Here is an 18452-nt window from a genome sequence, read left to right on the forward strand (position 1 = left end):
ACGAGAAATGACCGACAACATCGGCCCCGTCGACGCCTCCGTGAACCCGCGGTACTCCGGCATCGCCACCTTCGCCCGCCTGCCCCGCATCGAGGACGTGCCGCGCGCCGACATCGCCGTGGTCGGCATCCCGTTCGACTCCGGTGTGAGCTACCGCCCCGGCACCCGCTTCGGCCCGTCCCACGTGCGGGAGTCGTCCCGGCTGCTGCGGCCCTACAACCCCGCGCAGGACGTATCGCCGTTCCAGCTCGCCCAGGTGGTGGATGCGGGGGACGTCCCGGTGAATCCCTTCGACCTCACCGAGGCCGTGACCGAGGTCGAGCGCGCGGCGCTGGCGCTCGGCGAGCAGGTGCAGCGCATCGTCACGATCGGCGGCGACCACACCGTGGCCCTCCCCCTGCTGCGCGCGGTGGCCGCGAAGCACGGTCCCGTCGCCGTCCTCCACTTCGACGCCCACCTGGACACGTGGGACACCTACTTCGGCGCCCCCATAACGCACGGCACCCCCTTCCGCCGCGCGAGCGAGGAGGGACTGATCGACCTCACCGCGAGCTGCCACGTCGGCACCCGCGGACCCCTGTACTCGAAGCAGGACCTCGAGGACGACGAGCGCCTCGGCTTCTCCATCGTCTCCAGCGAGTACGTCGAGGAGCACGGGGTGGAGGCGGCGATCGACCGCATCCTCGCCCGCATCGGCGACAAGCCGCTGTACGTCTCGATCGACATCGACGTGCTCGATCCCGCGCACGCGCCCGGCACGGGGACCCCCGAGGCCGGTGGGCTCACGAGCCGCGAGCTGCTGCGCATCCTCCGTGCCCTGCGCGAGCGGGACATCGTCGGCGCGGACGTCGTGGAGGTGTCGCCCGCGTACGATCACGCCCAGATGACCGGGATCGCCGCGAGCCATGTCGTCTACGAGCTGGTGACCCTTCTCGCCGCCCGACTCGCCTCCTGACCCGGGAGTCAGAACAGGGTCCCGAGGAGGTCGGCGAACAGGGCCTCGGCGTCGCACTGCACCCGCCGCCGCGTGAACCAGTCGCACACGTTGACGCAGTCGCGGTGCAGCAGGTCGAGGCCCTGCGGATTCGCGATCACGTCGACGATCTGCGGCAGGTCGATCACCCGGACCCGCCCGTTGTGCACAAGGAGGTTGTAGGCGGAGAGGTCGCCGTGCGCGAAGCCCGCGGCGGCGAAGACCCGCATGAGCTCGACCACCTGCGCGAAGCACTCCTGCAGTTCGGCGTTCGACCCGCGCACTTGCGCGAGCCGGGGTGCCGCGATGCCCCGGTCGTCGCCGAGGAACTCCATGAGCACCTCGGTGCCGCTGACCTGCACGGGATAGGGGACCGGGGCGCCGCGCTCCCACATCCGGCACAGGGCCTCGAACTCCGCGAGCGACCACTGGGCTGCGGCGACCTCCCGTCCGTGGGCGGTCTTCTTGGCGAGGGCGCGGGTGTCGCGGGTGTTCCGCGTGCTGCGCCCCTCGGTGTAGACCGCGGAGCGCTGGAAGCTCCGGTTCTCGATGCCGCGGTAGCGCTTGGCGGCGAGGAGCGTGCGCTGCGCGGGGTCGTCGGGCACGGCGCGCTCCAGCAGGAACACGTCGGCCTCCTTGCCGGTCTTCAGGATGCCGAGCTCGGTGTCCAGGGCGCCGGCGGAGGTCACGACCCACGCGGGGCGCGGTTCCGGCCCGCGCTCGGTGGGGGTGGATGACGGCCAGGTCGTCCAGCGCTGGTTGGCGCCGGGCTCGACCTCGGCGAAGGAGAGGGCGGTCTCGAGGGAATCGAAGGAGGTGGCGTCGAAGGACGCGGCTTCCGAGGAAGCGGGGGATTCGGTCACGGTGTGGCTCCGGGAAGGGAGGCCACGCGGCGATCAGGAGCGGGTGGCCTCGAAGGGAAGGTGGTCGGCGATAGGCGCGACGACGACAGCGTTCATCTCATCGCCTCCTTCGCTCGGGCTTCCCGGGCGCTTCCCGGTGCGTCGTCGAGCCTAGGGGGTCCGATCGGAGGTTGTCCAGGGCCGGACGATCGGTCGGATGCGGCGGACGACCGGTCGGGCGCGGCCCCGTTCCCGTTGCGAGTCTGGAAGCATGACCACGACCGCCTCCGTCCCGACCCTGCCGACGACCCGCGCCGATCGCATCCGCTACGGAGGGCTCATTGCCCTCATGGTGATGGGGTTCCTGCTGGTGACCGCCGAGTTCCTCCCCAACGGGGTGCTCACCGAGATGGCGGACGGCCTCGGGGTGACCCCCGGGCAGGCCGGGCAGACCGTCACCGTCACGGCTCTCGTCGGACTCTTCGTCGCTCCGACCGTCGGCCTCGTGTTCCCCCGGCTGGACCGCCGATCGCTGCTGGTGTGGATGGCGCTCGCCGCGGCCGTGTCGAACCTCATCGTCGCGATCGCGCCGAACCTCGTCGTCGTGCTGCTGGCACGCTTCCTGCTGGGAGCGGCGATCAGCGCCTATTGGACGATGTCGATCACGGTCGCCGCGCGGCTCGCGGGGCCCGAGCATCTCGGTCGCGGGGTGATGTTCACCTCCGCCGGGGTCTCCCTCGCCACGGTCGCCGGAGTGCCGCTCGGGGTCATGCTGAGCGAGGTCGTCGACTGGCGTGCCGTGTTCGCGATCGCGGGAGTGCTGATGGTGGTGCTCGCCGTCGCGTTGCGGTGGGCGCTGCCGACCGTTCCGGCCGAGCGCGCGTCGAGCCTCCGTCTGCTCGTCGACACGGTACGGCGGCCCGGCATCGGCCTCGGCATGGTCGGACACGTCCTCGTCGTGCTCGGCCACTTCCTCGCCTACACCTACGTCCGCCTCGCGCTGGAGCGCATCCCGGACGTGGACGCCTCGACGATCGTCGTGCTGCTGGCGCTGTTCGGTGTCGGAGGCCTTCTCGGCAACCTCTCCATCGGCCTCGTGATCGACCGCTCCTTCGCCTTCTTCGCGGTGTTCGCGCCGCTGGTGATCTCCGCCGCCGTGCTGTCGATGGTGCTCTTCTCCGGATCGATCATCGGGATCGGCGCGGTCGTGCTCCTCTGGGGGTTCTTCTTCTCGTCGTGGCTGATCGTCGTGAACACCTGGGTGGGTCACCGCATGCCGGACCGCCTGGAGGCCGGGGGGAGCCTCGTGGTCGTCGGGTTCCAGGGGGCGATCACGCTCGCGGCCGGCGTCGGTGGGCTCCTCGTCGACACCCTGAGCGTCGAGCTCGTCTATACGATCGGCGCGGTCTCGCTCCTCGCCGGCGCCGTGCTGTTCGGCCTCTCCAACCGCCGCAGCTCCCGCTCCTGACCCCTGCTCCTGACCCCTGGTTGCCCGGGCACAACTTCGGAGCCGGCCGCCGACACGCCGTCGCCTCGGGCTTCGGAGCCGGCGTGTCGCCCCGGGTCTCCGAAGTCGTGCCCGCCCCGAGGCTGGGGCGAGGTCGTGGGATCAGGCAGATCAGGCAGGCACGAGGGAGTGCGAGCCGCGCCAGGAGGACGGGGTCATGCCCGTGCGGCGACGGAACGCGCGGCTGAAACCCTCGTCCGAGGCGTAGCCGAGCTCGCGCGAGACGCTCGACACGGATTGCCCGGCCTGGAGCATCCGCTTCGCGGCGTCGATGCGCACCTCGGTGACGTAGTCGGCGGGGGAGCGGCCGACGGCGAGACGGAACCGCTCCGCGAAGGCCGACCGTGACATGGCGCCGACAGCGGCCAGGCGTTCGACGGTCCAGTCCCGGCCCGGCTGCTCGTGGATGGCGTCCACGACGCGGTCGAGGAAGGGGTCCTTCGACAGCGAGGGCCATCCGGCGGGCGCACAGCCGTTGGCCGCCCAGGCTCGGATCACCGAGAGCAGCACGGTGGTCGCCATCATCCGGCAGATCAGCGGGTCGCCCTGGCGCACGGGGCACGCGGCCGCGTCGACGATCCCCATGTTCTCGGCGAGGGCGGCGGCGGCCGGCTCCAGCGCGTCGAACCCGGTCACCGTGAGGAAGGGCGGCAGGAGTGCCGGGAGGGGAGACGCGGTGTCCGCGAGCTCGATGTCGACGACGAGGAGTGCAGTCTCGACGGCGGCCTCCAGTGCGAAGGTGTCGCCGCGGAGCAGCAGGAAGGCATCGCCGGTGACGAGGCGGTCTCGGCGGCCGGGCTCCTCGAGTGTGAGCTGCTGCGACGAGCGGTCCACGTCGAGACGGCAGCCGGTGCCGAGAGGCGGATGCCCATGCACGGCGCCGTCGGCGATGTAGACGAGGGTGATCCGGCCGGGAGCCAGCGGCAGCAGTCCCCCGCGGCCCAGCTGCACCCGACGGGCGATCCCCACGCGCAGGTCCACCGTGCCGAGCACCGAGGACAGCGCATCCGCATCCACCGTCACCATGCCTTCGGCAACGTCGGCCACCGTCCCCCTATTCCCCTTCGAGTCGCTCACCTTGCTCCATTCCGGCGGCGGATGGGGCACAGTGGGCGATTCGAAGCGGGATACGCTGGAGGGGTACCCCACCCGAGGAGTTCCGTGTTCCGCACCCCTGGCCGCCTGTACCGTGTCCTCGCGATCGCGGAGGCGATCACCTGGACCATCCTCATCGCCGCGATCATCGCCCGCGCCGTCGGAGCCCCCGGAGTCGTGGTGACGGTCGGCGGCGGCATCCACGGGTTCGTGTTTCTCGCCTATGCCGCGACCGCCGTCCTCGTCGCGCTCAACCAGCGCTGGCAGCCGGGCGTCGGTGTGCTCGCGGTCGTCAGCGCCGTCGTCCCGTACGCGACCATCCCGATGGAGATCTGGCTGCACCGCACCGGTCGTCTCCGGGGTGACTGGCGTCTCGACGCGTCCGACGACCCGCGTGACCACCGCTGGTACGACCGCCTGATGCGCTGGTTCCTGCGTCGCCCCTGGGTGCTCGCGGTGCTGCTCGTCGTGGGAATCGTCGCGCTGTACGTGATCCTGCTGCTGGTCGGCCCGCCCGGGGGCAAGTGAGCCCGCTCAGCCCGTGACGACGACGGCGTCCGCCCCGTCGGCCTCGTCCCTCACGGCCGCCGGCTCGGCGTCGGTGCTGTCGGGACGGGCACGCCGGCGGCGTCGAGAGCGGTGCGCAAGGCGGAGACTCCCGTGTAGTGGTGCGTGGTCATGCCGAGCGTCCGTGCGCCGCTGAGCTTCCCCGGCGAATCGTCGAGGAAGAAGACCTCCTCCGGCGCGACGGCGAGGTCGGCGACCACGTGTCCGAACGCCCGGACATCCGGCTTGGCGTATCCGATGTCCGCGGAGTTGAACACGCGATCGAAGTGCGCGGCGATGCCGCTGTCGTGAAGCTCCTCGGCGATGGTGTCCGTGCCGTTCGTGAGGATGGCGCACATCATCCCGTGAGAGCGCAGCTCGTCGACGAGCGCGAGCACGTCCGGGTCGGCGGCGAACGGTGTGCGTCCCCATTCCCGCGCGGCGGCTGCGGATCCCGCGGCCTCGCCGACTCGGACGATCCACTCCTCGCGAGTGAGGTTCCCCGTGGTGACCGCGTCGATCAACGGTGACGCGAACGCGATGCGGGCGATCATCCCGGCCGGAAGTCCGTGCCGCGCCTCCAGGTCGGGGTCGTGGAGGAAGTGACGGACGACCCCGTCGAGGTCGAAGAGCACGGCACGGATCATGCCCCCATCCTGCCCGCACATGTCTCTGTTCTCCCGTCTGACACCGTGTGAGAGTCAAGCATGTCGGCTCGCGGCCACCGAGGCGGAGCATGCTCGGCGTGATCGCCTACGCAGGCACTGCATCCTGGAATATCGTTTCTCCACCTGAACTGGGGTTTCAATGTCGGTGGTGCCTGCTTCACTCGGGGTATGAGAGGACTGGCGGACGCGACGATCGAGCAGGTGGAGGCGCTCCGAGCGCTCACCGAGATGCTCGTCGGTGTCGAGCGGTCAATCAATGGACTGCAGGCCGCGCGGGACGGGATCCTGGCGCTGGGGTCGCGCCTGGCCGTGGAGGTCGCGGCGCAGGCCGCCCATCCGGACGGTGCGGATCTGAGCGTGCGCACGGTCGCGGCCGAGTTCGCTGCCGCGCTGCGGGCGAGCGACAGGACGGTGCAGCGGCGGATGGCCGATGCGGTCTGGATCGTCGAGCGCTTTCCGCGGCTGTGGGGTGCATGGGGCGCGGGGCAGGTCACCGCCCAGCAAGCCCGCGTCATCGCGGAGGCGGGTGCGCACCTCGAAGACGAGGCGGATCGCGACGCCTTCTCCGCGCGGATGATCGCCTTCGCCGAGAGCGAGGCGCCGAACCGGGTCGCGCGCATGGCGCGCCGGGCCGCGGAGGAGTTTCAGCCGCATACCCTCGCGGACCGTCACGAGGATGCCCGTGAGCGGCGGCGCGTGTGGGTACGGGATGCCCCTGACGGGATGGCTGAGCTCGGACTTCTGGGGCCGGCGGCGCTGGTGCACGGCGTGTTCGACCGGCTGACCACCATGGCCACGACCACGCAGGCCGGCGACGACCCGACGGACCTGCGAACCATCGCCCAGTCCCGGGCCGACCTCGCGCTCGACCTCCTCCTCACCGGTGCGCCGGCCGGCCATGATGATCCTGACGGCACCCTGGTCGCCATCGTCCCCACGGTCGCGATCACAGTCCCCGTCATGACCCTCCTCGGTCGGAAAACGGCGCCGGCGGAACTCGACGGGCGCACCCCGATCGACCTCGCCACGGCACGGAGGCTGGCAGGGGCTGCCTCCGGATGGGATCGCATCCTCACGCACCCCGTGACGGGCACGGTCCTCGCCGTCGACCGGTATCGCCCGAACGCGGAACTGCGACGCCACCTGCGGGCCCGAGATCAGCGATGCCGCTTCCCCGGTTGCGGATATCCGCCCGCGGAGTGCGACATCGATCACCACCGTGACGCCGCGATGGGCGGGGAGACGTCCGCCTCGAATCTCGGCCATCTGTGCCGTCGACATCATGTCTTGAAACATCAGTCCGCCTGGCATGTCGAGGCGCGTGGCGACGGCCTCTATGCCTGGACGAGTCCGACGGGGAGGGTCTACATCGACCGCCCGCCGCCGTCGAACACCGTCACCTTCGCCGAAGGATCGACGGACGCGCCGTTCTGACCGCCCGGCGGGAAAACTTGAGCCTGTTCATATCAAGTTCATTTGACAGCCGTTCGGCCCCCGCGTACACTTGAGCCATCGCGACTCAGGTTTCCCTGATCGCCGCAGGTTTTCGGACCACTACAGACTTCCCAACAAAGGAGAGAACACATGGCACGTGCTGTCGGTATCGACCTCGGAACCACCAACTCCGTCGTCAGCGTCCTCGAGGGTGGCGAGCCCAAGGTCATCGCCAACGCCGAGGGCTTCCGCACGACCCCTTCGGTCGTCGCCTTCACCAAGGACGGGGAGGTGCTCGTCGGCGAGACCGCGAAGCGCCAGGCCGTCACCAACGTCGACCGGACGATCGCCTCGGTCAAGCGCCACATGGGCACCGACTGGAGCTTCGACGTCGACGGCAAGAAGTGGACGCCGCAGGAGATCTCCGCGCGCATCCTCCAGAAGCTGAAGCGCGATGCCGAGTCCTACCTCGGCGACACCGTGACCGACGCGGTCATCACGGTCCCCGCGTACTTCAACGACGCCGAGCGTCAGGCCACCAAGGAGGCCGGTGAGATCGCGGGCCTCAACGTGCTCCGCATCATCAACGAGCCGACCGCTGCGGCCCTCGCCTACGGCCTCGACAAGGGCAAGGAGGACGAGCTCATCCTCGTCTTCGACCTCGGTGGTGGAACGTTCGACGTCTCCCTCCTCGAGGTGGGCAAGGACGACGACTTCTCCACGATCCAGGTGCGCGCCACTGCCGGTGACAACCGCCTCGGTGGTGACGACTGGGACCAGCGCCTCGTCGACTATCTGATCAAGCAGTTCAAGGAGACCACGGGCGTCGACGTCTCGGGTGACAAGATCGCGCTGCAGCGCCTCAAGGAGGCTGCGGAGCAGGCGAAGAAGGAGCTCTCCAGCTCCACGTCCACGAGCATCAACCTCCCGTACCTGTCGCTGACCGACTCGGGCCCCGTCTCGCTCTCCGAGACCGTGACCCGCGCGAAGTTCGAGGACCTCACGAAGGACCTGCTCGACCGCACCAAGAAGCCCTTCGAGGACGTCATCCGCGAGGCCGGCATCAAGGTGTCCGACATCGACCACATCGTCCTCGTGGGTGGTTCGACCCGTATGCCCGCCGTCGCCGAGCTCGTCAAGCGCGAGACCGGCAAGGAAGCCAACAAGGGTGTGAACCCGGACGAGGTCGTCGCCGTCGGCGCCGCGCTGCAGGCCGGTGTCCTCAAGGGCGAGCGCAAGGACGTCCTGCTCATCGACGTCACCCCGCTCTCCCTCGGCATCGAGACCAAGGGCGGCATGATGACCAAGCTCATCGAGCGCAACACGGCCATCCCGACCAAGCGGAGCGAGACCTTCACCACGGCCGACGACAACCAGCCGTCCGTCGCGATCCAGGTCTTCCAGGGTGAGCGCGACTTCACCCGCGACAACAAGCCGCTCGGCACGTTCGAGCTGACGGGCATCGCCCCGGCTCCCCGCGGCATCCCGCAGATCGAGGTCACCTTCGACATCGACGCCAACGGCATCGTGCACGTGTCCGCGAAGGACAAGGGCACCGGTACCGAGAAGTCGATCGTCATCTCCGGCGGCTCGTCGCTGTCGAAGGAGGACATCGAGCGCATGGTGCGCGAGGCCGAGGAGCACGCCGCCGAGGACAAGGCGCGTCGTGAGGCCGCGGAGACCCGCAACCAGGCGGAGACCCTCGCCTACTCGATCGAGAAGCTCATCTCCGAGAACGAGGACAAGCTCCCCGAGGACGTGAAGACCGAGGTCAAGGCCGACGTCGACGCGCTCAAGACGGCTCTGGCCGGCGACGACGACGAGGCCGTGAAGACCGCGTTCGAGAAGCTCAACCAGTCCCAGTCGAAGCTCGGCGAGGCGATCTACGCCTCCTCGCAGGCGGACGCCGCCGGCGCTTCGGCCGAGGGCGAGGCCCCGACCGGTGACGCCCCCTCCTCCGAGGAGGACGTCATCGACGCCGAGGTCGTCGACGACGAGGACGAGAAGAAGTAATCATGACGGACAAGAACTTCGACGAGAACGAGGTTCCGGAGGGGTCGGATGCTCAGGCATCCGGCCCCGTGCCGCAGAACCAGGACTCCCGCGAGGCGAAGGCCGCCGAGGGCTCCGACGAGACCCCGGTCGACGCCGCTGCCGAGACGGAGGAAGGGCTCACGGTCGAGGACATCCTCGGTGCCGCGCAGACGGCGGATGCCGCCGCCGGCGACGCCGCGATCGCCGACGCCGAGAACGCCCTGCTGACCGACCTCAAGCGCCTGCAGGCCGAGTACGCGAACTACCGCCGCCGCACCGAGGAGCAGCGCCAGATCGAGATCGAGCGCGCGAAGGGCGAGGCCGCCAAGGGCCTCATCCCCGTGCTCGACGACCTGGCCCGCGCCGAGCAGCACGGTGATCTGGTCGAGGGCAGCCCCTTCGCCGTGATCGCCGAGAAGGTGCGCGCGGTCGTGGAGCGCCTCGGCGTGGTCGCTTACGGCGAGAAGGGCGAGGAGTTCGACCCCCAGCGTCACGAGGCGATCTTCCAGCAGCCGACCCCCGGCACCTCGAAGACCACGGTGCTCGAGGTCGTCGAGGTGGGGTACCGCCTCGGCGAGGTCGAGCTGCGTCCTGCGAAGGTCGTCGTCGCCGTCCCTGCGGAGTAGGTGATCGATGGCCAGCCAGGATTGGTTCGACAAGGACTTCTACAAGACCCTCGGGGTCTCGAAGGACGTCAGCGACGCTGACCTGAAGAAGACGTACCGCAAGCTCGCGCGCAAGTATCACCCCGATTCCAATCAGGGCGATGCGAAGGCCGAGGCCAAGTTCAAGGAGATCAGCGAGGCATACTCGGTGCTCTCCGACGCCGAGCAGCGCAAGGAGTACGACGAGATCCGCGCCATGGGTTCGGGCGCTCGCTTCACGGCGAGCGGCTCGGGCGCCGGCGGGTTCGAAGACGTCTTCAGCCGGTTCGGACAGCAGGGGCGCGGCCAGACCGCCGACTTCGAGGACATCTTCGCGATGTTCAACCAGGGCCAGGGCAGCTCGTTCGGCGGTGGCCGATTCGGGCAGCCGAGCGGCGGCTTCCGTGGCTTCGGCGGTCCGCAGCGCGGCGCCGACGTCACGGCCCGCACCACGCTGGACTTCAGCACCGCTGTGCAGGGCGAGACGATCACCCTGCAGGGCGAGGACGGCAAGCCGTTCAAGGTGAAGATCCCCGCGGGTGTCGCCGATGGGCAGAAGATCCGGCTGCGCGGCCGTGGTCGCCCCTCGCCCGATGGCGGGGAGAACGGGGACATCGTGGTGCAGATCACGGTGCGTCCGCACCCGGTCTTCACGCGGGACGGCCTCAACCTCCGCGTGGTGGTCCCCGTGACCTTCACCGAGGCGACGCTGGGCGCGACCATCGAGGTCCCGACGCTCGGCGGCGACGTGGTGAAGCTGCGTGTGGCCCCCGGGACCCCGTCGGGCCGCGTGCTCCGCGTCAAGGGTCGGGGTGTCGCGACCGCGAAGGGGACCGGTGACCTGCTCGCCGAGCTCCAGGTCGCGGTTCCGACGCACCTCGACGACGCCGCGCGCGAGGCCCTCGAGAGGTTCCAGGAGCTGGAGCCTCAGGAGAACCCGCGGGCCGAGCTCATGGCGAAAGCCCGCCGTTGACGAGAACAGGCTTTCGCGCCGGGTCAGGCGGTTCCGGGAAGGAGCTGCCTGACCAGGCGCGACGGCCTGACGTGAAACCAGGAAGGAAGGCGTGATGGACGCGGACACTCCGGTCTTCGCGATCGCCGCAGCCGCCAAGCTCTCCGGCCTGCACCCCCAGACCCTCCGTCAGTACGACCGGATCGGCCTCGTGGTGCCGGGTCGGACGCCCGGCGGATCCCGTCGTTACTCGCACCGCAACATCGAGCAGCTGCGCGAGGTGGCCCAGCTCTCCTCCGAAGGGGTCAGTCTCCCGGCGATCGCCCGTCTCCTCGACCTGGAGGACGAGAACCGGATGCTGCGCGATCGCGTGCTCGCGCTGGAGGGCGCCCTCCGTGCCGAGCGGGAGAACCGCCCCGGCGTGCGGGTGTTCGCCGCCGGCTCCGCGGGCGTCGTGCCCATGCCGAGCGGCCGCCGCATCCGGCGCTCGACGGAGCTCGTGCTCTGGAGTCCGCGCTCCGGAGCCTGACCGCGCATCCCGGTGTGTATCCTGTCAACTGTTAACAGGAGGTCACCATGACGCAGACCGTCACGCGCGGGGAGTCGCTCGGAGCGCAGGTCGCACGCGTGCTGCGCCAGCGCATCGTGCGAGGGGAGCTCGCCCCGGGGGCCCGCCTCACCGAGGAGGCCCTCGCCGAGGAGTTCGCCGTCAGCCGCGGCCCCGTGCGCGATGCCCTGACCCAGCTCAGCTTCGAGAAGCTCGTCGAGGTGCAGCGTCCCCGCGGCGTCTACATCGTGGGCCTCACGAGCGACGACGTCGACCAGCTCTACAGCCTCCGGGGCGCGCTGGAGCAGCTCGCCCTCTCGCGCGCGATGCGGGTCGACGACGACGAGCGGTGGCAGCCGATGGCCGACGCCGTCCAGCGCATGGCCGAGGCCGCGGACGCCGGCGACCATGCGGCCTTCGTCACGGCCGACCTCGACTTCCACTCCCAGATCTACGCCCTCGCCGATCACCCCCGGCTGGAGGGTGCCTGGAACCAGTACCTCCCGACCTTCACGGCCCTCCTCGAGGTCACGATCAACCACGACGAGGACCTGCACGAGTCGTCGGACGATCACGTGACGCTGCTCGACGTCATGCGCACGGGAGCCCCGGAGGACGCCGCCGCGGTCCTCTCGGCTCACCTCGACGGCGCCCGGGAGCGGATGCTCCACGAGGTCGGCTCCCGCTGAGCCTGCGTCCGCCGGCGCCGAGGCGTTCAGCGGACGGAAAAGAACGGTTCCTACCGTGGGGGCCAGGGCAAGAGCCCTGGTCCGCGCCCGCGCGGGTGTCCTGCCACGAAGGAAGAACCTCCTCATGACGAACACCACAGCCTCCGCCACCTCCGCCTCGTCGCTCGGACTCCTCGTCCTGCGCATCGTCGTCGGCGCGATCTTCGCCGCCCACGGCGCTCAGAAGATCTTCGAGTTCACGATCCCCGGCACCATCGGCAGCTTCGCCGGCATGGGGGTGCCGCTCGCCGAGATCGCCGCACCCGTCGTCGCCTTCCTCGAGCTCATCGGCGGGATCCTGCTGATCCTCGGCCTGCTGACGCGCCCGGTCGGCATCCTCCTCGCCGTCGACATGCTGGTGGCACTCGTGCTCGTGCACCTGCCCGCCGGCCTGTGGGTGACGGCCGGCGGCTACGAGTTCGTCGCCGTGCTCGGCGCCGCGGCTCTCGCGCTCGCGCTCACCGGCGCCGGGCGCTACTCCATCGACGCCGCGGCCCTCCGCGGGCGCGCGCCGGCCTGGCTCGCCTGACCGGTCAGTCGCCCGCCTCGCGCGCGAGATCCACGCGCCGGACGAGGATCCAGGTGTTGCCGAGATCGGTGACCGTGTGGGTGAACTCGTCGAGCGCGGCCTGCGACAGCGCGAGCCCGCGTCCGCTCTCCGCCTCCTCGCCCGGCATCGACACGGCGTCCCAGTCGATCGGTGCCGGCGGGGCCGTGTCGCGGATGTAGGCGCGCAGCTCCTCCGCCGTCACGCGGACGTCGATGCTCAGCACGACGTCCGCGTGCTCATTGTGCTGGGCGACGTTGGTCGTGACCTCGCTCAGCGCCAGGGTGAACAGCACCTGATCCTGGGCAGGTACCTCCGGAGCCAGCGGCCACAGCCGGTCGAGCTCGTCGAGGGCGCGGTCGACGAGGGCGAGCCCGGCGGGCCCGTCGATGTGGAAGGCCCGGATGTCAGCGTCCATCGAACGCCGATTCCGGCGTCGGGTAGTCGCGGAGCACGCGATCCAGGTTGGTGAGGTGGAGGACGGTGCGCACGGCCTCGGGAACGGCGGCGATGCGCAGATCGCCGCCGGCCACGCGGGCGCTCTTGAGGCCGCCGACGAGGGCGCCGAGACCGGAGGAGTCGACGAACTCGGTGCCGCTCAGATCGATCGCGATGCGCGGCTGCCCCGCGGCGACGAGGTCGCTCACCGCGTTGCGCAGCAACGGCGCTCCCGAGGCGGTCAGGCGGCCCGTGATCGTGACGACGGCATAGCCGTCCCTGGTGTCAGTGCTGACGTTCATTCGACTCCTTCTCGAGGACCTTCGCGGCCGGACCGCGGTAGCGTGCCGCCTGGATGATGACGCTGAGGACGACCAGGTCGTACAGGACCCAGGCGGTGTTGACGAGGGTGCCGGTGCCGTCGCCGGTGCCGACGATGACCCGGGCGACCCCGATGATGAGGGCGATCACGAGGACGACCATGGCGGTGAGCTGCGGCCAGATCTCGCGCCACGGGATGCCCCGAGGATCGCGGCCGTCCTTCCTGGTCACGGCGAAGGAGAGCGGTCGGCCGAGCACCACGTTGGCGAAGGCCGTCCAGCACGCGCGGATCCACACGGGGAACAGCGCAAGCGAGTACTGCTGACCTCGCCAGGTCTTCACCCCCTTCGCGACCACGAGGAACAGCGCCTGATTGACGAGGAAGTACGGCAGGAAGCGCGCGAAGAAGTCGACCGACCAGGCGGTGACGGGGAGCACGCCGAACACGAGATAGATCACCGGGGCGGCGAGGTAGACGATCGCGGCGAAGCCCGAGAGGTAGCTCCACATCGTCGCGAAGTACATGAGGCGCTGCCCCACCGAGAGTCCTCGCTTGGCCAGGGGGTTGTCGCGCAGCATGACCTGCAGCGTCCCCTGGGCCCACCGCAGCCGCTGCGTGAGCATCGTCCGGAGGTCTTCCGGGGCGAGCCCGTGCGCCAGGATCTCGTGGTGGTAGACGCTCTTCCAGCCGAGGGCGTGGAGCTGCATCGCCGTGGCCATGTCCTCGGTCACCGAGATCGTGGCGAGGGGGAGGATCGGCTGCGCCTCATCCGCACGGTCGAGGCGGAGCGCATCGAGCAGTCCGCGGACGGCCTCGACGGCGGTGAGGGGGGAGAGGTCGGACGCGGCGAGCGCGTCGAGTCCGGCCTCGTCCACGATCACCTGCCCGAGCTCCGCGTCCTGCTGCACCGGCAGGGACTCGATCACTGCGAGGTCGGCACGGATGCCCTCGAGGTCGTGGGCGACGAGGATGCGGGAGGCGCTGTCGACGGCTTCCCCCACGCGGGCGGCCACCTCGGCGACCGACTCGCCCGCGGCGAGCTCCTTGCGTCCGCGTGCGATCGCGATGCGGAGCGCGCCGAGCTCGGTGGCGAGCGCCGGGTCGGTCGCCGCCTCGGCCTCGCGGGCGATGAGGGCCTCGGACGTCTTGAGGGCCCGCGCGGCGGAGTCGGTCACGTTCCGCACGTAGCCGACGATGCCGAGCTGCATCAGTGCTTCGCGGCGGAGCACGGCGTTCGAGCCGCAGAAGAAGGCCGCGTTCCAGCCGTCCTTCCCCTGCTGGATCGGCCCGTAGAAGAGGGGCGCCTGGCTGCCGAGCGGGTCGGCCTCGTCGACGTTCACGAACCATTGCGGCGTCTGCACGAGGGCGACCTCGGGATCATCGGCGAAGTAGCCGAGCGTGCGGTGCAGGATCAGCGGGTCCGGCACCTGGTCGGCGTCGAGGATGAGGAGGAACTCGCCGTCGGTCTGGAAGAGGGCGCTGTTGAGATTGCCCGCCTTGGCGTGCCGGGGCTTGCCCGTCCAGTCCTCGGAACGCGTGAGATAGCCGACGCCGGCGGCCCGGGCTTCGGCTTCGAGCTCGGGGCGCGAGCCGTCGTCGAGGATCCAGGTCGAGTGCGGGTAGGCGATCCGCTTCGCCGCCTTCGCGGTGGTCATGACGAGCTCGATCGGCTCGTCGTAGGTGGTGATGAACACGTCGACGGTGCCCTGCGGAGGCGACACCGGCGCCGGACGCTCCTTCGCGCGCCACATCGTCAGGCAGAAGAGGAACGTGTCGATGAGGCTGTACGTCTCGGCGATCACGAGCGGCACCGCGATCCACCAGGCCGACCAGTTCACCGACTCCAGCCAGCGCCAGGCGACGTAGTTCACGCCGAGCAGGACCGACAGCAGCGCGAGGACGCGGATGGTCGCGAACCGGGCGGTCACGCGTCCCTCCGCACGACCACGACGGTGATGTCGTCGGTGGCGCGCTCATCGTTCGCGAGTCGCAGGGCCTCGCGCACGGCGCCGTCCGGTCCCATCGCGGTGAGCACCCGCTCCACGTGGCCGAACGGGTCGTCGGCGTCGAGGACGTCGAGGAGACCGTCGCTGCAGCAGATGAAGGCGTCCCCCACCTCGAGCCGCGTCGTCACCGGGACCCGGGGGTCGGCGAGGCCCATCCCCATGCCCAAGGGCAGGTTCGTGGAGCGCAGGGGCGTCCACGACCCGTCTGCGCGGACGACGAACGCGAGGCTGTGGCCCGCGTCGATGACCTCGAGCTCTCCCGTCTCCGGCCGCAGCTCGGCGACGACCGCCGTGACGAACATCGACGTGTCCGCGAGATCGTCCTCGAGCAGGCGGTCCACCTCGATCACGGCGTCGGACAGCGAGCGCTCCGGCGCCGTGCGCAGGGACGCCCGAACCGTGGCCGCGACCAACGCCGGCCCCGTGCCCTTGCCCATGGCATCGGCCAGGGTCACCCGCAGGGCCTCGCCGTGGCGCGAGAAGTCGTAGTAGTCCCCGGCGAGCGTTCCCCGCGGGGCGGCACCGGCGGCGATCGTGTACCCGGCGATCTCCGGGTGCGCCCGGGGGCGCAGCGCTCGCTGTACCACGGCGGCGTGGTCGACGTCGGCGTCCTGTGCCAGCTCCGTCTGCACCCAGAACGCGAGGTCGCGCAGGAGGTCCTGCTGGGCGTCGGTGAACGTGTGCGGCTCGGTGTCGAGCACGCACAGCGTCCCGACCGGCTCCCCTCCCGGCGCGTGCAGCGGATGGGCCGCGTAGAAGCGCAGGTGCGGGTCGCCGGTCACGAACGGATTCTCGGCGAAGAGGTCGGTCGTGCTCGCATCCTCCACCACCACCGTCCGGTCCTGCGACACGGTGTAGTCGCAGAACGAATCCTGTCGCGGTGCCTCGTTCCCCCCGAGGCCGATCTGCGATTTGCGCCACTGCCGGTCGCGATCGATCAGCGAGACGCTGACCATCGGCACGCCGAACATCTCCTTCGCCAGTCGTGCCACCCGATCCACCCGCTCATCGGGTGGCGTGTCAAGGATCCCCAGTTCCTCGAGCGCTGCCTGTCGCCGTCGCTCGTCGAACATTCCCCCGGCCCTCCTCCGTGTTTATTCCCCTCATCCTAGGGAGGAACCGCTCCCGGGGCGCCAGGCCGTCCGGCGGCATTCAGGTGAACCACAGGAAACGGTTCTGCGCAAGCCCCGCGGAGAACCGCTTCTCCGGATCTACCATCGCGCCAGGACCAGAGCGCCGTGTCTGCGCGTCCTCGGAAAGGAGGCAGGTGGATGCCGCTCAAGACCCGCCAGCGGGACCGGTACAACCGCCGAGAAGCCCTCGCCGGCTATCTCTTCATCTCGCCATGGCTCATCGGATTCCTCATCTTCACGGCCGGCGCGATGGTCTACAGCCTGTACATCTCGTTCAGCAGCTACAACCTCGCCACGAACAGCGCGCGCCCGGTCGGCATCGACAACTACGCCAACCTCTTCGAGGACCCGCGGGTGGGCGTCTCGCTCGCCAACACGCTGTTCTACGTGGTGATGGCGGTGCCGCTGGAGATCGTGTTCGCGCTCGTCCTCGCGCTGCTGCTCAACCGGGTCGGGCGAGGTGCGGGATTCTTCCGCGTGCTCTACTACCTGCCGAAGATGACCCCGGCCGTCGCCACGGCGGCCGTGTTCTTCCTCCTCCTGAACGGCAACTCCGGGGCGATCAACCAGTTCCTCCGACTGTTCGGCATCCAGGGGCCCCAGTGGCTCGTCGACCCCGCGTGGGTCAAGCCGAGCATCGTGATCATGACGCTGTGGACCGTCGCGGGAACCATGGTGATCTTCCTGGCCGCCCTCAAGAACGTGCCGGTCGAGCTGTACGAGGTGGCCTCGCTCGACGGGGCGGGACCGATCAGGAAGTTCTTCTCGATCACCCTGCCGATGATCTCGGGGGCCATGTTCTTCAACGTCATCGTGCTCTCGATCGCCGCCTTCCAGATCTTCGATCAGGCGTATCTGCTGTTCTGGCGGGATCAGAGCAACTCGTCTCCTGAGGCGTCGCTCTTCTACGCGATCTACCTGTTCCAACAGGCCTTCCGGCAGTTCAACTTCGGTTTCGCGGCGGCGATGGCGTGGCTGCTCTTCGTCATCATCATGATCATCACGCTCATCCAGGTGAAGGTCGGCAACCGCTTCGTCTACTACGAGGGAGACCGCTGATGTCCCAGACCCTGCGTCAGGTCCCCGTCGAGGCCACCGGGGACGACCTCCCGGAGGCCGTCGCGGCTCCCGCCCCGGCCCGGTCGCGCTGGCGACGGCGCCTGCGACAGCCGAAGAGCCTCGTCGCCCGGATCGTGCTGAACATCATCCTCGTGCTGTTCGCGCTGCTGTTCCTGTACCCCTTCGCGTGGCTCATCGCTGCCAGCTTCAAGCCGCGGGGGGAGGTGTTCGACAACGCCCTCATCCCGAAGACGTTCGTGCCGGAGAACTACGTCGAGGTGTGGAATCAGCTCCCGCTGCTGAACTGGATGGGCAACAGCATCGCCATCGCGCTGCTCGCCGCCGGTGCCGTGGCGATCTCCAGCTCGATCGTGGCGTTCGGCTTCGCCTACTTCCGCTTCCCGGGGCGCGGGCTGCTGTTCGGCCTCGTGCTCGCGACGATGATGCTCCCCGGCGCGGTGACGATGATCCCGATCTACCTCATCTGGAAGGAGACCGGACTCCTCGGCACCTGGGTGCCGCTGTGGGGCATGAACCTGTTCGGCTCGGCCTTCTACATCTTCCTGCAGCGGCAGTTCTTCCTCGGCCTTCCTCGGGAGCTGTTCGAGGCGGCGCGGCTCGACGGGGCCAGCGCCTGGGGCCTCTTCTGGCGGATCGCGATGCCGCTGTCGATACCGTCGTTCGTCATCGTGTTCCTGTTCGAGTTCCAGGCGAGCTGGAACAACCTGCAGGCCGCCCTCATCTACCTCAACGCCGGGTCGGTGGACGAGTTCACCGCGCCGCTCGGCATCGCCTACGCGATGACCAAGTACAGCCCCACGGCGGGCGGTCACGGTGATTACCAGTACGTCATGGTCGCCTCCCTCCTGGTGACCCTCCCCATGCTCATCCTCTTCGCCTTCGGGCAGCGTGCCTTCATCGAGGGCGTCGCCACCCAGGGGCGCAAGGGATGACGAACCACAGATCGAAAGGAGCAG

19 protein-coding genes are annotated in these 18452 nt (G+C 69.6%); 12 read left to right on the plus strand and 7 right to left on the minus strand.

Translation table 11 applies throughout. From position 1 onward, the window contains the following. Positions 1 to 7: 7 nt before the first annotated feature. Positions 8 to 955, plus strand: a complete 948-nt coding sequence (gene speB, locus AB1285_RS16175; protein WP_370429120.1) for an agmatinase — start codon at positions 8 to 10, stop codon at positions 953 to 955. Positions 956 to 963: 8 nt separating this feature from the next. Here speB and AB1285_RS16180 read toward each other — a convergent pair whose 3' ends face one another. Beyond that, positions 964 to 1836, minus strand: a complete 873-nt coding sequence (locus AB1285_RS16180) for a serine protein kinase RIO (protein ID WP_370429121.1) — start codon at positions 1834 to 1836, stop codon at positions 964 to 966. A 250-nt stretch (positions 1837 to 2086) separates the two neighbouring features. Between AB1285_RS16180 and AB1285_RS16185 the strand changes: the two genes are divergently transcribed. Further along, positions 2087 to 3283 carry an MFS transporter gene (locus tag AB1285_RS16185; RefSeq protein ID WP_370429122.1) on the plus strand — a complete coding sequence of 399 codons (1197 nt, stop codon included), beginning with the start codon at positions 2087 to 2089 and terminating at the stop codon, positions 3281 to 3283. Positions 3284 to 3433: 150 nt separating this feature from the next. Here AB1285_RS16185 and AB1285_RS16190 read toward each other — a convergent pair whose 3' ends face one another. Beyond that, positions 3434 to 4369, minus strand: a complete 936-nt coding sequence (locus AB1285_RS16190) for a helix-turn-helix transcriptional regulator (protein WP_370429123.1) — start codon at positions 4367 to 4369, stop codon at positions 3434 to 3436. Positions 4370 to 4483: 114 nt separating this feature from the next. Here AB1285_RS16190 and AB1285_RS16195 point away from each other — a divergent pair, with 114 nt between their 5' ends. Beyond that, a complete protein-coding gene (locus AB1285_RS16195; protein ID WP_370429124.1) occupies positions 4484 to 4945 on the plus strand; it encodes a DUF3817 domain-containing protein in 462 nt (153 codons plus the stop codon). A 50-nt stretch (positions 4946 to 4995) separates the two neighbouring features. Here the strand turns inward: AB1285_RS16195 and AB1285_RS16200 are convergent, their stop codons facing one another. Then, positions 4996 to 5610 (minus strand): HAD-IA family hydrolase, encoded by a 615-nt coding sequence (locus tag AB1285_RS16200; protein ID WP_370429125.1) that lies wholly within the window; start codon positions 5608 to 5610, stop codon positions 4996 to 4998. A gap of 189 nt (positions 5611 to 5799) precedes the next feature. On the opposite strand from AB1285_RS16200, the gene AB1285_RS16205 reads away from it, so the two are divergent. From AB1285_RS16205 to AB1285_RS16235, 7 genes are all read left to right on the plus strand, one after another. Beyond that, positions 5800 to 7065, plus strand: coding sequence for an HNH endonuclease signature motif containing protein (locus AB1285_RS16205; protein WP_370429126.1), 1266 nt, complete (start codon positions 5800 to 5802; stop codon positions 7063 to 7065). A 150-nt stretch (positions 7066 to 7215) separates the two neighbouring features. Continuing rightward, positions 7216 to 9078, plus strand: coding sequence for a molecular chaperone DnaK (gene dnaK / locus AB1285_RS16210; RefSeq protein ID WP_187662654.1), 1863 nt, complete (start codon positions 7216 to 7218; stop codon positions 9076 to 9078). 2 nt (positions 9079 to 9080) lie between these two features. Then, a complete protein-coding gene (locus AB1285_RS16215; protein WP_071329295.1) occupies positions 9081 to 9725 on the plus strand; it encodes a nucleotide exchange factor GrpE in 645 nt (214 codons plus the stop codon). A gap of 7 nt (positions 9726 to 9732) precedes the next feature. Next, positions 9733 to 10716, plus strand: a complete 984-nt coding sequence (locus tag AB1285_RS16220; protein WP_187662653.1) for a DnaJ C-terminal domain-containing protein — start codon at positions 9733 to 9735, stop codon at positions 10714 to 10716. A 94-nt stretch (positions 10717 to 10810) separates the two neighbouring features. Further along, positions 10811 to 11224, plus strand: a complete 414-nt coding sequence (locus AB1285_RS16225; protein WP_363590343.1) for a heat shock protein transcriptional repressor HspR — start codon at positions 10811 to 10813, stop codon at positions 11222 to 11224. 47 nt (positions 11225 to 11271) lie between these two features. Beyond that, positions 11272 to 11931, plus strand: a complete 660-nt coding sequence (locus AB1285_RS16230) for a GntR family transcriptional regulator (protein ID WP_187662651.1) — start codon at positions 11272 to 11274, stop codon at positions 11929 to 11931. A gap of 124 nt (positions 11932 to 12055) precedes the next feature. Further along, positions 12056 to 12499: a DoxX family protein gene (locus AB1285_RS16235; RefSeq protein WP_187662650.1), complete on the plus strand. Its 444-nt coding sequence runs from the start codon at positions 12056 to 12058 to the stop codon at positions 12497 to 12499. A 4-nt stretch (positions 12500 to 12503) separates the two neighbouring features. Here the strand turns inward: AB1285_RS16235 and AB1285_RS16240 are convergent, their stop codons facing one another. From AB1285_RS16240 to AB1285_RS16255, 4 genes are read right to left on the minus strand one after another with little or no spacing between them, the layout of a single operon-like run. After that, a complete protein-coding gene (locus AB1285_RS16240; RefSeq protein WP_370429127.1) occupies positions 12504 to 12935 on the minus strand; it encodes an ATP-binding protein in 432 nt (143 codons plus the stop codon). Further along, entirely contained in the window at positions 12925 to 13257 is a 333-nt protein-coding gene (locus AB1285_RS16245; RefSeq protein WP_187662648.1) for an STAS domain-containing protein, read from the minus strand. The genes AB1285_RS16240 and AB1285_RS16245 overlap by 11 nt, the downstream gene beginning before the upstream one ends. Further along, positions 13241 to 15205: a glycosyltransferase family 2 protein gene (locus AB1285_RS16250; protein WP_259955102.1), complete on the minus strand. Its 1965-nt coding sequence runs from the start codon at positions 15203 to 15205 to the stop codon at positions 13241 to 13243. The genes AB1285_RS16245 and AB1285_RS16250 overlap by 17 nt, the downstream gene beginning before the upstream one ends. Then, the gene (locus AB1285_RS16255) at positions 15202 to 16356 is read right to left on the minus strand and encodes a PP2C family protein-serine/threonine phosphatase (protein WP_292797997.1); all 1155 of its coding nucleotides are present in this window, start codon (positions 16354 to 16356) and stop codon (positions 15202 to 15204) included. The genes AB1285_RS16250 and AB1285_RS16255 overlap by 4 nt, the downstream gene beginning before the upstream one ends. Before the next feature lie 198 nt (positions 16357 to 16554). On the opposite strand from AB1285_RS16255, the gene AB1285_RS16260 reads away from it, so the two are divergent. Next, entirely contained in the window at positions 16555 to 17475 is a 921-nt protein-coding gene (locus AB1285_RS16260) for a carbohydrate ABC transporter permease (protein WP_187662645.1), read from the plus strand. Further along, entirely contained in the window at positions 17475 to 18428 is a 954-nt protein-coding gene (locus AB1285_RS16265; RefSeq protein WP_187662644.1) for a carbohydrate ABC transporter permease, read from the plus strand. Before AB1285_RS16260 ends, AB1285_RS16265 begins: the two co-directional genes overlap by 1 nt. Positions 18429 to 18452: the final 24 nt, after the last annotated feature.

Source organism: Microbacterium sp. NRRL B-14842 (assembly GCF_050470785.1).